At 42.0% G+C, this 13945-nt stretch carries 12 protein-coding genes; 6 read left to right on the top strand and 6 right to left on the bottom strand.

Going from position 1 to position 13945, the window contains the following annotated elements; translation table 11 throughout:
• Positions 1-201: 201 nt before the first annotated feature.
• Positions 202-381: a hypothetical protein gene (locus SJY38_RS14070; protein WP_377109989.1), complete on the bottom strand. Its 180-nt coding sequence runs from the start codon at positions 379-381 to the stop codon at positions 202-204.
• Between the two features lie 340 nt (positions 382-721).
• Here SJY38_RS14070 and SJY38_RS14065 point away from each other — a divergent pair, with 340 nt between their 5' ends.
• Together SJY38_RS14065 and SJY38_RS14060 are read left to right on the top strand one after the other, a co-directional pair.
• Positions 722-1336, top strand: coding sequence for a trimeric intracellular cation channel family protein (locus tag SJY38_RS14065; protein ID WP_055255143.1), 615 nt, complete (start codon positions 722-724; stop codon positions 1334-1336).
• Positions 1337-1369: 33 nt separating this feature from the next.
• Positions 1370-2878, top strand: a complete 1509-nt coding sequence (locus SJY38_RS14060) for a YifB family Mg chelatase-like AAA ATPase (protein ID WP_286744786.1) — start codon at positions 1370-1372, stop codon at positions 2876-2878.
• 105 nt (positions 2879-2983) lie between these two features.
• Here the strand turns inward: SJY38_RS14060 and SJY38_RS14055 are convergent, their stop codons facing one another.
• Together SJY38_RS14055 and SJY38_RS14050 are read right to left on the bottom strand one after the other, a co-directional pair.
• Positions 2984-3688 (bottom strand): response regulator transcription factor, encoded by a 705-nt coding sequence (locus SJY38_RS14055; RefSeq protein WP_004588673.1) that lies wholly within the window; start codon positions 3686-3688, stop codon positions 2984-2986.
• A 179-nt stretch (positions 3689-3867) separates the two neighbouring features.
• Entirely contained in the window at positions 3868-6363 is a 2496-nt protein-coding gene (locus tag SJY38_RS14050) for a S9 family peptidase (RefSeq protein WP_286744790.1), read from the bottom strand.
• A gap of 84 nt (positions 6364-6447) precedes the next feature.
• Between SJY38_RS14050 and SJY38_RS14045 the strand changes: the two genes are divergently transcribed.
• Positions 6448-7524, top strand: a complete 1077-nt coding sequence (locus tag SJY38_RS14045) for a CNNM domain-containing protein (protein WP_004588675.1) — start codon at positions 6448-6450, stop codon at positions 7522-7524.
• An 18-nt stretch (positions 7525-7542) separates the two neighbouring features.
• On the opposite strand, the gene SJY38_RS14040 is transcribed toward SJY38_RS14045, so the two are convergent.
• Positions 7543-8760 carry an EAL domain-containing protein gene (locus tag SJY38_RS14040; protein ID WP_004588676.1) on the bottom strand — a complete coding sequence of 406 codons (1218 nt, stop codon included), beginning with the start codon at positions 8758-8760 and terminating at the stop codon, positions 7543-7545.
• 182 nt (positions 8761-8942) lie between these two features.
• Here SJY38_RS14040 and SJY38_RS14035 point away from each other — a divergent pair, with 182 nt between their 5' ends.
• Positions 8943-9959 carry a site-2 protease family protein gene (locus SJY38_RS14035; RefSeq protein ID WP_273607211.1) on the top strand — a complete coding sequence of 339 codons (1017 nt, stop codon included), beginning with the start codon at positions 8943-8945 and terminating at the stop codon, positions 9957-9959.
• Positions 9960-10003: 44 nt separating this feature from the next.
• Here SJY38_RS14035 and SJY38_RS14030 read toward each other — a convergent pair whose 3' ends face one another.
• Positions 10004-11314, bottom strand: coding sequence for a short-chain fatty acid transporter (locus SJY38_RS14030; protein WP_377109988.1), 1311 nt, complete (start codon positions 11312-11314; stop codon positions 10004-10006).
• A gap of 225 nt (positions 11315-11539) precedes the next feature.
• On the opposite strand from SJY38_RS14030, the gene SJY38_RS14025 reads away from it, so the two are divergent.
• Together SJY38_RS14025 and SJY38_RS14020 are read left to right on the top strand one after the other, a co-directional pair.
• A complete protein-coding gene (locus SJY38_RS14025) occupies positions 11540-12607 on the top strand; it encodes a potassium channel family protein (protein ID WP_024031979.1) in 1068 nt (355 codons plus the stop codon).
• Between the two features lie 19 nt (positions 12608-12626).
• Positions 12627-12833: a PLDc N-terminal domain-containing protein gene (locus SJY38_RS14020; protein WP_004588680.1), complete on the top strand. Its 207-nt coding sequence runs from the start codon at positions 12627-12629 to the stop codon at positions 12831-12833.
• A gap of 2 nt (positions 12834-12835) precedes the next feature.
• Here SJY38_RS14020 and SJY38_RS14015 read toward each other — a convergent pair whose 3' ends face one another.
• Complete coding sequence (locus tag SJY38_RS14015; protein WP_029773520.1) at positions 12836-13867, bottom strand: hypothetical protein; 1032 nt, start codon at positions 13865-13867, stop codon at positions 12836-12838.
• Positions 13868-13945: the final 78 nt, after the last annotated feature.

Below are 13945 nucleotides of genomic sequence, written 5' to 3'. Positions count from 1 at the left end.
TTTTTTATGCCTGAAATTCAGTGAAATGAATAGCTCGTCGGGCTCAGCTCTGCATAAGCCAGCAAAGGTCGTCGGTTCACCTTTCATAAGCTCTGGCTCCCGCAACCACTGAAATACATAAAATGAAACGACACGCTTAAAGCGTGTTTTTTTATGCCTAAAATTCAGTGAAATGAATAGCTCATCGGTCCCAGCTCTCCACTAGCCGGCAAAGGTCGTTGGTTCACCTTTCATAAGCTCTGGCTCACGCAACCACTGAAATACATAAAATGAAACGACACGCTTAAAGCGTGTTTTTTTATGCCTAAAATTCAGTGAAATGAATAGCTCGTCGGTCTCAGCTCTGCATAAGCCAGCAAAGGTCGTCGGTTCACCTTTCATAAGCTCTGGCTCCCGCAACCACTGAAATAATAAGTTATATTAAATCGACACGCCAAAAGCGTGTTTTTTATGCCTGAAATTCAGTGAAATGAATAGCTCGTCGGTCCACCTTTCATAAGCTCTGGCTCCCGCAACCACTGAAATACATAAAATGAAACGACACGCTTAAAGCGTGTTTTTTTATGCCTGAAATTTATATTTCTTTCCCTATAAAGCACTCTTAGATTTATACCCCCGAGTAATATCTATAAATATTATAAACTTCTCTAAAAATACGTTATTACTTAAAACTTTGTATAGTTTGTGTTAAAACGGCACAAATAATTTTGGGTTGTTACACATGACTGAACTTTATCACTGGTTTGATTTAATCGGTATTGCTGTGTTTGCTGTTACAGGTACTTTGGTCGCACACGAAAAGAAAATGGATGGTTTTGGGGTTGTAGTATTAGCAGCGGTAACAGCGATTGGGGGCGGTACGGTTCGCGATCTCATATTAGATGTTCCGGTATTTTGGTTACACGATCAAAGTTTTTTTTATGCTATTTTAGCCGCGGTATTTATTACCACGCGGCTTATTAACAAGCAAAAGTCGATTCCGCACTACACATTACAAATTGCCGATGCATTTGGTTTAGCATTTTTTGCGGTAATGGGCACCCAAAAAGCCTTACTAGCCGGCATGCCAAATATGACCGCGATTATTATGGGTGTAATTACCGGTTGCTTTGGGGGCATGCTCCGTGATGTGCTTGCTCGCGAAATTCCTATGCTGCTAAAAGGCGAGTTATATGCTATTACCTGTATTGCTGGCGGTGTAGTTTACACGCTGGGAATTCACTTTGCGTTCGCGACCGAACTTGCCATGGTAATGGCAATGCTAACCACTTTATTGCTTCGTATTGCGGCTATTAAATGGCAAATCACAGTACACGTTTTTAAATATTCTGACTAAACTAATTAATTAAACCATTAATTAGGATAAGGAATGTCGCTAGCTCGCATTTACTCTCGTGCCCAAGTGGGTATAAACGCCCCCGAGGTTATTGTAGAAGTACACCTAGGTAATGGTTTACCGGCATTTAATATTGTTGGGCTGCCAGAGGCCTCAGTTAAAGAATCAAAAGACAGGGTGCGTAGCGCCCTAGAAAACTCTCAATTTGGTTTTCCTGATCAACGTATTACCGTAAATTTAGCTCCTGCCGATTTACCTAAAGATGGCGGGCGTTTTGACTTAGCCATTGCCGTAGGTATTTTAGTGGCCTCGGGACAGGTAGTGTGTCCAGATATACATAAATATGAATTTTACGGTGAGCTTGCCCTTAATGGTGAAGTGCGGGGAGTTAATGCCATTTTGCCCTCTGTACTTGCTGCAAAAGAGCAAAACCGTTGCTGCTTTTTACCTTTTACCAACGATAGCCTCGCAAGTTTGGTGAACGGCGTTAAGCGTAAAGCGGTTAACTCGTTACAAGAAGTATGGGGGGATTTATTAAATCAGCAGCCACTACCTTTAAATATTGAATACCCAGATTGCGCCCAGTCTCCCGACTTTTTACTCGATTTAAGTGATGTTAAAGGCCAACCCGGTGCTAAGCGAGTGCTCGAAATAGCCGCCGCTGGAGGCCATAACCTACTTTTTTTAGGTCCGCCTGGTACGGGTAAATCTATGCTAGCGCAGCGTATGGCGACGATAATGCCAACCATGTCTGACGATGAGGCAATATCAACGGCTGCACTGTATTCTATTATTGGCCAATCAATTGATCTAAATAATTGGCGCCAACGGCCTTTTAGAAACCCACACCACACTTGCTCGGCAGTCGCTTTAGTTGGTGGCTCTTCAAACCCTAAACCGGGGGAAATTTCACTTGCGCATAACGGGGTGTTGTTTTTGGACGAGCTTCCGGAATTTGAACGTAAGGTACTTGATTCGCTGCGTGAACCCATGGAAACCGGCTCGGTGGTTATTTCGCGGGCTGCAAGGCAAATGGAGTTTCCGGCGCAGTTTCAGCTTATAGCCGCACTAAACCCAAGCCCTACAGGGTGTCATAATGATAAGCGAGCAACACCTGACCAAGTGATGCGCTATTTATCGCGCGTATCAGGCCCGTTTATAGACCGTATCGATTTACAAATAGAGCTGCCGCGACTAACCAGTGTTGAGCTACAAAGTACCGAGCCTGAAGAAACCAGCGCCCAAGTAAGAGCCCGAGTAGAAGCGGCCTACAGTGCACAGCTAAAGCGCCAAGGTAAGGTTAATGCACGATTAAATAATAAAGAAATGAATATCCATTGCACTTTAGCCCCGGCTGAGTTGCAGTTTTTAGCACACGCTAGCGAAAAACTGTCGTTATCGCCACGCTCGTACCATAGGGTCATTAAAGTGGCGCGTACTATTAGTGACTTAAAAGGTGCAGAGCATATTAATTTAGAAGAGCTAAAAGAGGCGCTAAATTATCGTGCTTTTGAGCGGTTACTGGCGCAGTTAACTAAATAAACTAAACGCTGCTGGAAATAATACCGAACCGCAATAATGTTTAATTATTTTAAGGTGCTAAGCTCAGTGCTTGCTGCGTTTTTCTGCGTTTAAAATTTTAATGCGCTAAATTGAGAGCATGTAACCTTTACCGCGCACGGTTACAATGCGTTTTTGGTCTTTTTCATCGTATAGTTTTTTACGCAAACGGCCAATTAAAACATCCACAGTACGGTCATTTGGGCTCCAATCTGGTTGGCCTATTTCTTCTGATATTTTTTCTCGTGAGGTTGCTTTACCTGCGTTGCTAATTAAACAAATTAGCACTTTGTGCTCGGCTTCGGTTAAGCGCGATTCAATACCTGATGAGGTAATTAATGTGCGGTTATCGGGGTGGAGCTTAAAGTCGGCGTATTCTATAAACTCTTCGCTTTCATCATCGTCTTGATTAATTGCAATACGTTTATAAAGTGCGCGCATGCGCAGCTCAAGTTCTAATAAATCAACAGGCTTACAAATATAGTCATCAGCACCTTGTGCAAGCCCTGCAATACGATCGGCTTGAGAGTCGCGGCTAGATAAAACAATCACGCCAATATCGGTCAAAGTGTTGAGCTCTTTGGCAAGCTGCAACCCATCACGCTTGGGTAATACAATATCAATAATGGCAAGAGAAATAGCACTGCGCAGGTTTACGCGTTGCCTAACTATGTTTAGGGCATCGGCACCTGTGGGGTCTATTTCTATCGAAAATTCGGTGTCTGTAAAGTGATTTTGGATGCGCTTAACGAGTAGCTCGTCGTCTTCAACCAATAAAACGTTAATTGCCATAGGACTTATTTTTGTATATTTATAGCTCTGTATGGTAGCACCAATCGTTAAATGCTGAGAAGGGGGCGGTGTAACTTTTCGGTAACTTTATGTTTCAGATATAAAAGGCGGCTTACCTAAGGTTGCTGTTTATGTGAGTAAGCTCAGCACATTTAGCTGAAAATGTGCTGAGCGCTGTGTTACTTATCTGAATACATTGCGTCCCACCACTGTGGTTCGCCTTTTAGTTGTTTATCAAAATAAGCAAGCATGGTGTTCCACCAATCAAAGCGTTTATCACGAGCAAAAATTTGATGGTCGGCGCCTTTATATTCAATAAGTTCTACGTCTTTATTTAAAAGCTTTAAGGCGGTATACATGGTTAAGCTTTCGCCAACAGGTACATTGGTATCGCTATCGCCGTGTAACAGTAGTAAAGGGGTCGTTACTTTATCGGCATGAAATACAGGGCTGTGATCGCTATAAAGTGAAGCGTTATTCCACGGAAAGCTATTTTTTGATGCTTCGCCTGAGTATAAATACCCCCACCAACCTTCGCCCCAATACGAGGTTAAGTTTGATATACCCGCATGCGCAATAGATGCACTAAACATGTCTGTTTTGGTGGCAAGTAGCATGGTCATGAAGCCTCCGTATGAGGCGCCTAAATTACCCACTTTTTTGCTATCAACAAAATCGTATTTTTTTAAAAAGGCCTGCGTACCTTGCATTATATCGCTAGCGGTATAATCGCCCCAGGCGTTAACGTGCTGAGCAGAAAATGTTTGCCCAAAACCAGTTGCCCCTGTTGGCTGTAATACATAAACAACATAGCCATTTGCTGCCCACAAGTTAAATGGGTAGCGCCCTGTAAAACCACGGGTAACCGGTGAGGTGCCACCGTAGTAATAGACAAGTGCAGGGTGTTTTTTAGTTTTATCTAGGTTAGTAGGTAAGTACACACGCCCTGTAATTTCTACGCCGTCTTTGTTTGTAAAGTTAAACTCTTCCAGAGTCGGTATTTGTGTATTAGCGTAGGCAAGCGGCTTAGAGTCCCAGATTAGGTCTGTTTTATTTTTACTTATATTTAAGCGTTTAAGCTGCTGAGGGGTGGATGCTGTGGTACCGCTTAGTAGCACTTGCGGGTTTCTCTCGTGCGAGTAGCTAAATTGCTCAACGATATCTAAACCCGTATTAAGTTTTTTAAAGCGCTGTTTGCTTAAGTCATATAAATACAAAGGTTGGGTATCTTGCTCGGTTACTTTTATAAGCGCATCGCCATTATCAAGCACATGTAATTCACCTATAGCGGGGTCAAACTGCTTACTAAGCGCTTTTACATTCTTACCGTTATCGCTAAGTAAGTACAATTGGCCGTCGTAATTATTAGCTAACATCCCTTTTGGAAGGGCACGGCCTGCGCCATTTTTAAAATCTGGGCCAGCAACAACGTACACATCTTTGTTGGCGTACTTTGCATGGTTAAAGGTTTTAAATTTACCAAAAGACGTTATTTTATTCGATTGTAAGTCAAGTTCCACCAGTTCAGTTTCTGGGTGGGTAGTGGCTTGCATAACCATAACTTGGCGGCTCATTAATACTTTGCCACGATTAGTGTTTGCATCTTCAAAGCTATGCGAAATAGGGCCTTGGCTAAGCGCTTTGGTTAAGCCGCTGTTGGTGTCTAACATATAGAGCTGACTTACGTTGCGTGCGTATGACCATCTATCTTGAAGGCCTTTGTAGTGCTTAGTTAAGCTGTTGTTGTCTTCGGGGGTTTTAGACCAGCTAAAAATAAGGCTGTTATTATTATAAAAATTAAAGTTACTTGCGCCTTCAAGCTCTCTGGCCAATGTTTTAATGCTGAGGTTTTTACGGTTTAGCTGTTTTAGTTCACTCCCTAACATATAAACTAAAAATTGATTATTGGGGCTCCATACCATATTGCTTGGTTGCTGGCCTTCAAAGCGATACAAGGTTTGATTTTGGCTATTTTTAAGCTCAGTTACCACGTTTGCTTGGTTAGCTGTTTTATTTGAATAGCTGCGTGTGCTGGTAACGTATTGCTTAGCATCGGGCGCTAAAGAAAGTCGACTAATGGTGGGGGCATCAAAAAGTTGCTCGGCTGAAAGTCGCTTAGTTGTAGAGGTGTTAATTGTAATGTTGTCAGTGTCGGCTTTGGGTTCAAAATCGAGAGAAACGTTGTTCCAGTTAGCCACTTGTTGCGCCACTACAATCACACTATGAGAGCCATTAGTTAACGATAAAGAGTATGTGTGGTTATCGCCTTTTTGAAGCTTGGCATCAATAAACAACTGTGCGTTCTCTATCCCTTTTATAGTTAATGTGCCTTGGCTATAGCGGGTTGTTTCAATATTGAACTTAAGCGCTTGTAGGCCACCTAAAGTAAGTGCGTTTACTTTATTAAACGGCTGCCAGCTATGCTTTTTACCAAATACAGACACACTTTGCGTATTACGTTGCAACTGCTCTAATAAGTTATTAATAATGACTTGGCCGTGTGGTGTTTGAAAAGGCTTAACTTGCATGTTTTCGCCTAAAGGGCCAATAAACTCGATATTTGATTTATCAAGCGGGGCTGCTATTGCTGTCAAGCTCAAGCTGCCAAGAGCAAAAAAGGTAGCTGCTTGTTTTAGTAATTTATTTTTTGTGGTCCAAGGTGAGCTAATTCTCATATTTGTGCCTATTATTGATAGTTATTTGGCCAAATATAGCATGTATTGTTACCATGCCCATATGTTCAACTCATCGGAGAAAAAGTGACTTTACTGATTGTGTACATGGTTGCTGCCATCGTTATTTCTTTTTTATGCTCTGTAATGGAAGCTGTACTGTTAAGTATTTCGCCCAGCTATGTGGCGCTATTACGCAAAAAACAGCCTGAACTTGCAAAGCAGCTCGAAAAACTAAAAAATAATGTAGATCAACCGCTTGCTGCAATACTAACGCTTAACACAGTGGCCCATACCGCCGGTGCTGCAGGTGTGGGTGCGCAAGCCGCTGTGGTTTTTTCAGATGCGGCAGTAGGAATTGCCTCTGCCATAATGACACTCTTAGTATTGGTACTTTCAGAGATTATTCCAAAAACCTTAGGGGCCAATTATTGGCGTGCCTTAACCCCTAGCGTGACCTATTCTTTACGCTTTTTAGTGATATCGCTAAAACCATTTGTGTGGCTTGCTCAAAAGCTTACTAATTTAATGGGGGCCAAGCACGATGAGGCTTTTTATATTCGCCAAGAAATAGAAGCCATGGCAGATATAGGCACCGAAACAGGGGCAATCCATGCCGATGAGTCAGAAATAATCCGCAACCTTTTACATTTTAGGCATGCGAAATTAACCGACTTAATGACGCCGCGTACTGTGCTGTATAAAGTGCATAAAGGGTTAACGGTCGATCAGTACATGAGCGAGCACGGCTCGTCTTCATTTTCGCGCGTGTTAGTATTTGATAAAGACGCCGATGACATAATTGGCTTTGTGCATAAAAACGACATTATGTTGGCTTATCACCGCTTAGGTACCGATTATAAAATTAGCAAATTAGTTAAGCCTATTCATACGGTACCCGAAGGGCATAATGTGTCCTCGCTACTACAAACCTTACTTAAACAGCGTACTCACATATGTTTAATTGTTGATGAATACGGTGATGTTCAAGGCATTGTAACCCTCGAGGATATGATAGAAGCCCTTATGGGGCTTGAAATTGTTGATGAGCGCGACCAATCGACCAATATGCGTATGGTTGCCAAGCAGCGCTGGCGCCAGCGTTTAGCAAGCAGCGAGCACATAGTTAGTGAAGATGACGACACGCCCCGAGATAATAAATAATTACGACGGGGTCGAAGGTTAGCGTTTAATTGTGCCCCCCGTTGTATTTACCCAGTTTAGTGCCCACTCTATAAAATCGTCTTTGGCTTTAGGGCAGGTAAACAAAAACCCTTGCATGGCTAAATTAGTGCGGTAGTTTTTTAAGTAGAGCGATTCTTCGGCGCGCTCTACGCCTTCGGCCACAAGGGCTAATTGCTCTTGGCTGGCAATATCAACCAGTGAGCTGACCACCACTTGCGAAAACTGATCTGTTTCAATATTACTAATAAGTGTACGGTCAATTTTTATTTCAGTAAAAGGCAGGCGCTTAATCTGGTTCATGTTGGTAAAGCCAACACCAAAGTCATCCAATGATATGCCAAAGCCATGCATTCTTAATCTGTTTAAGGTTTCTAGCTGAGAAAGGCTAGACAGCGCATGTTGCTCGGTAATCTCTAAAATTATATCACTAGGTGATAGCTCATTGAGCTGCAATATAAGCATCAGCTTGTTGGGACAGCTTAAATCATCTAATTGTGTGGGAGATAGGTTAAAAGCCAGTTTTAGGTGCGCAGCAATGTTTGTTCGTATAGCTTTTAAGTCGCTGGTGGCTTGCTCAAATAAGCTAAAGGTAATTTGATTAATTAGCCCCGACTGCTCCGATAACGAAATAAACCGATTGGGCGAGATAATTTCGCCAGTGTGCGTTTTAACGATACGCGCTAGCACCTCAATACTTTCTATTTCGCTGGTTTGAGAATTTATTTTTGGCTGATAGTAAGGGATTATCTCGTTTAAATTGATTGCCTCATGCAATGCTTTTTCTGAAATAGAGGCATGAGAAAGGTCGTTATGTACTGCTAAGTGCTTTGCTTTTTGTAAAACGGTTTTTACTTGGCTAAGTTGCACGGGTTTAGCTAAATTTGCGACTAAATGAATATTGCTATGGCGCGCTAAATTGGCAGCTAGGTTAATAACTTTATGATCCATTTCCGAAATTATAACTACTGCGCCTGTAAAATTAAGCTCGCCTAGTTTTCTTATAAACTCCATACCATCCATTTCAGGCATGTTTAAGTCTGTAAATACAATATCGTAAAAGTTTATATCGTCGGTTACATGAGTTAGCGCTTGCTGAGCACTCAGGCATTTTGTAACTTTATTCGAGACTCCTAGCTCATTTAAAATGGCCTCCATAACAATTAAAATCGCCTTTGAGTCATCCACAACTAAAATATTGGGTACCGAAATCGACATGCTCTATCCTTGTAACTGCTTAATATATTAGTACTGTAAAAATAGCGCCTGATCAGCCTTTTGTCAGCTTAGTTTTATATTATTTTTTATCTTCTAAGTGCTTTTGCGCTTATGATTTTAGGCAATTCGTGTTTTTTAAATTCATCGGTATACTAGCGCCATTGTTTTAACTGGTTTTAGTCATGATAAAAATCGATCTCATGCTTGCAGAGCAACCATTAATGCTAATGGTATCTGGGCATAAAATAGTACAAATATTTCATAATCAACAGGCCATAAGCTTTACAACACCCAAAGAGCATTACGCCGAATTTACTTTAGATAATAAGCAAATAGGGATTGATAGCTCACATGTTCATGAGCAGTCTTTATCGTTATTTGTTGATGGTGTGTTTGCTACTGAACTAGCTTTACCTGCGCCGGTAAATAGCCAGCCCAAAAAAGGCTTTTTAGGGCTAGCGGCACTGGGCTTTAAATTATTTAAAAGTGCAAAAGTAATTAAGGTGGCGCTGGCAGGTGCATCGGTTGCCGGCTATGCCTGGTTATTTAGTATTGAATTTGCACTAATGCTAATTGCCTGTTTAGTGGTACATGAATACGGACACGTCAGAGCCATGAAGTACTTTGGCATAAAAACCAAAGGTATTTACCTTATCCCCTTTGTAGGTGGATTGGCTGTAAGTGACGATAAAATAACAACGCGCTGGCAAGATGTAGTTATATCCCTCATGGGGCCAGCGTTTGGTTTATTTACCTCAGTGCTGGGTGTGGTTTTATATTACGCCACCGAAATGGACATATTTGCCGGCGTTGCAGTACTCAGTGCCTTATTGAATTTGTTTAACCTTTTGCCTATTTTACCGCTTGATGGCGGGCATGTGTTAAAAAGTATCAGTTTTTCAATGCGATCTTGGGTCGGTTTAAGTGTGTGCTTACTCGGTGTGTTATTTGGCTTATGGCTGAGCTACACATTTGGCTTAATGTTGCTGGTGTTCTTTTTGTTTGTTGGCGCACTGGAAATTGTATTTGAATGGCGCGGTCGACATTACTCGCATTTATTGCCGCTTGATAAATACGGCCAAGGCTTTTCAGCCGCTATGTACGCCATTGTAGTTGCAGGCCATGTGGCAGTGATGATGCACTTTGCAGATTCAGAAAACCCAATACTTAGTTTACCGATGACGATTTTATCGAGCTAATCGCTATACGCGCAGTATACTTAAATACTGCGCGTTATTAAGGGTTAGTAAAAGCTCAGCACTAGCGATATAAATACCCCCGTTACAAATAACTGCACTACACAAAACCCCATAATGTCTTTCGCTTTTAACCCTGCAATGGCTAATACCGGTAATGCCCAAAAGGGTTGAATTAAATTGGTCCACGCATCGCCCCAGGCAACAGCCATAGCAACGCGTGATATATCGGCGCCCAGCTCTTGCGCTGCGGGTATAACAATAGGTGCTTGTACTGCCCATTGCCCGCCGCCAGAAGGTACAAACATATTAACGAGTCCTGCACTTATAAAGCTAAAAAATGGCAAGCTATCGGCATCAGCAACAGCTATAAAACCACGCGATATTTGCTGCGCTAAACCGCTGTCGACCATCACAGCCATAATACCTGCGTAAAACGGAAATTGAATGACAATACCTGCGCCGCTAGGAATTGCTTGTTGCAAGCTATTAAGCAAGTTATGGGGTGTTTGGTGCAAGGTAATGGCTAAAAACAAAAACACAGCAATAATGCTGTTTAGGTTTAGGCTACCGCCTGCAACTATAAAGTAATACCCTAAATAGCAAAGGCCAAGTAAACCAATCGAAATGCCAAGCAGCTTTGTGTGTTCTAAATGCTGAGCAGGGCGCGTAATTTTTTCATGTGCGGGCGGGGGCTCTTTAATAAGTGCTGGGTCTACATATACGCTGTTTTTATCACTGGGTAGCATGTAGCGGTTAACCAACGGCATAATAATAAATAAGCCAATTAATATTGCTATGTTAAAACCAGCAAATAGGGTTTGCTCGGTACTAATTATGCCAATGCTATTTTGTGAAAAGTGCCCTTCGGTAGCAATCGTAAGCGGAATTGAGCCTGCTAAGCCGCCATGCCACACCACAAAGCCAGAATAAGCACTGGCAACTAATAGGCGGTAATCGACCTGTGTTTGCCTTGCAATTGCTTTGGCAAATAAAGCCCCAATAACTAAGCCAAACCCCCAATTAAGCCAGCTGGCTAATAGCGAAATAAGCGTGACTAAAATAATCGCTTTTGGCGCTGAATTAGCAAGCGCCGCCAGTTTGTTTAATAACGAATTGATAATGGGCGTGCTTGCTAGCATGTAACCTGTAATTAGCACTAACAACATTTGCATGGCAAAGCTAAGCAGGTCCCAAAAACCACTCCCCCATGCGTTAATAACTTCAATACTGGTTGAGGGGGTAAATAGGCTAGCGCCCAGTAAGGTAATAATACTTAGCAATATTACAAATATAAAGGGATCGGGTAAGTAGCGCTCTACTAATTTGGTAAACGGTGTGGCAATTTTATTAAGCATAATGTGTCTGTGTGTTTTTTAGTCTTATTATAATTAATCATGCTCTTAGTTGATTAGCAAACCCGCATTTAGTCTTATATTTTAAGGCCTGAGTATCTTATAGGTTGAACAAAATTTAACCCTAAAAGGGTAGCAGGCCTTACTTAAAGGCTTAAACGTTGCTTAAAAGCATGGCTTACAGTAACGTACTGTTTATAGATAATTTACTAACAAAGATTTTGTATCATGCCGGTAATATTTAAGAGGCTAGCGCTACTTGTTCGTGCTCATATCGATCAGCTGAGCTGGCAAGCCGTGGTGCTTGCAATACTTGCTCATATGTTAGTGACTTGGGGGCTGCTATTTATTGCAAATGAGCAAGCGCTTACCTCGTTTACGACCTTTTTTTACTACTACACAGTAACTACCTCAACAGTGGGTTACGGCGATTTTAGCCCAACCAGCGAGCTGGGGCGTTGGGTTGTGGCTTTAATACAAATTCCGTTTGGATTAGCTTTATTTGGCGTTCTGTTAGGAAAAACAGGGCAAACAGTGACTTACTTAATTAGGCGCGCTATGACTGGTGATAAAAACTTTGCTCACAGTAACAACCACATTATTATTTTTGGTTGGCACGATACCCGAACAAAAAAAATGATTGATTATATTCTTGCCGATACCAAACGTACCGACCGCCGTATTTTGTTGGCGGTTACCGAGCAAATGGATCACCCATTTTTAACTAACGAAAATGTCGACTTTGCCCGCCTAACAAGTTTTACCGATTTAGAAGAACTTGAGCGCGTAGCTATTAGCCGTGCCGACAAAGTTATTATTGATGGGCAAGATGACGACCAAACATTTACAACGGCACTGCGTATTAGCCGTTTAGTTAAAGATGAGTGCCATATTAGCGCGCACTTTTTAGATGAAACCAAGGTCGATATGTTGCTTGAGCATTGCCAAAATGTGGAGTGTAGTAGCGCTAAGTCGGCTGAGATTTTAGTACGCTCAATGCAAGACCCAGGCTCGAGTCGAGTACAAGAAGAGCTTTTATCTACATTGCACGGCGACACGCAGTTTAGCCTAGCTATTCCAAGTGAATGCGAAGAGATGGAGTTTGGTACTTTATTTCATCATTTTAAGCATGACTATAATGCTATTTTGTTAGGGGTGGCGCATAACTTAAGTGCACAAAATATGGATTTAAATCCGCCACTCGATTACAAGGTAAATGCGGGCGATATCCTGCACTACATTGCCCTTGAACGTGTGCTAACAAATGAAGTGGATTGGCAAAGCTTGGCCAAATAACCAAGGCTTAGGTTAAATAATGAATGAAGTAGTATTTTTAATAATTATTTTAAGCGCTTATATATTACCCGTGGTGATAGTGGTTAATAGTAAGCGCACCCAAGGCCACGAAAAAAACGGCTGGTTATTAGGCGTAATTATTTTTTCGTGGCTGGGGCTTTTTATGTATTTTACGATTGTGCCCAAGCATGGTCACAAAAAAAGAAAGAAGAATAAACCGTCATAGGTCTATTCTAGCTGCTTGAGTTTGTGCTCAACCAGCGGATCATCTGGCACTATTTGTTGGGCAACTTCTAATAACTGAATAGCATCATTTGGGTGTTCATCTTGATGTTTAAGTGCGACATCTATTAACGGCTGAATATCTATTTTGGCCTGATGTTCTTGCACATGCACTTCTTTTTCATCTGCTAAAATTTGATGTGCTGTACTTAATAATGCCAATCGGTGAGGCGAACTCGCATTTGCCTTATTTAGGCTTTGATAATACTCTTCTTTTAAGCGCAAGGTTTTGGTTTGCAAACGAAACTGCGCTATATCAATCTGCTGGTGGCGTATAAAGTCAACAGCCACTTGTTTGTAAAAGCCAAATTTAGTGAGGTAGCTTGCGTGGGTACCGTGGCCCATGCCAAACACTCTTAAATGAGTCAGTTGCGGGTACCGCTTAGCATGTAGGCGGTCTATTTTATTGGTGGGGTCATAAATTATATACCCCTTAGCATGGCCTAAATCGAGGTCGTTATACTCACTTTGCCAATCAAATTGCTGCGCAAGCTCTGTGCTGGAGCGGGTGTCCCACGGAACTGTTTCGGTGTTTTTGGTGCTAACAGGATGAAAAAATAAAACCTGATCTAATTTAAGTAATTTTGCAAACGCGCCAACAGCAAAACCACCGCGACTAAGGCCATAGCCTAAGCGGCACTTAAACGGTGTAAGTAAGCTTGATAACTGCTCCAAAAAAAAGATTAAATTACGGCTTCTAAACCAATTGCTTTTGCCTAAATGTTGGAACGAAATAACATTAACATTTTGTTTTTGCGCCAAGTGATAGCCCCAAGGGGCAAAGTCATCGGTTAGGTCGTGTTCTTGGACGTTGGTGCCCGCGGGGGAAAAAGTAAAAAGCAGGGGCTTATTTAAATCAACAAATTCGTATTTTACATACACATCGCCGAGTAGGTCGCCGCCAGACATAGGCAGTTTAGTTTGTTGTTCATCACGGCAAAGCGTTAACCATTCATCTAACCAATACAGTAGTTTCATTAATCCCCCAATTATAACTCGCGGGGGATCGTATCAAACACGGCCAAATGAGGTCAAACATAGCCAAGCTCTAGCCCG

Origin of the sequence: Pseudoalteromonas sp. R86517 (assembly GCF_042466295.1) — a bacterium.
Taxonomy (GTDB): Bacteria; Pseudomonadota; Gammaproteobacteria; order Enterobacterales; family Alteromonadaceae; genus Pseudoalteromonas; species Pseudoalteromonas atlantica.
Note: the sequence above shows the minus strand (reverse complement) of the source record. Positions and strands in the feature narration are given on the sequence as shown.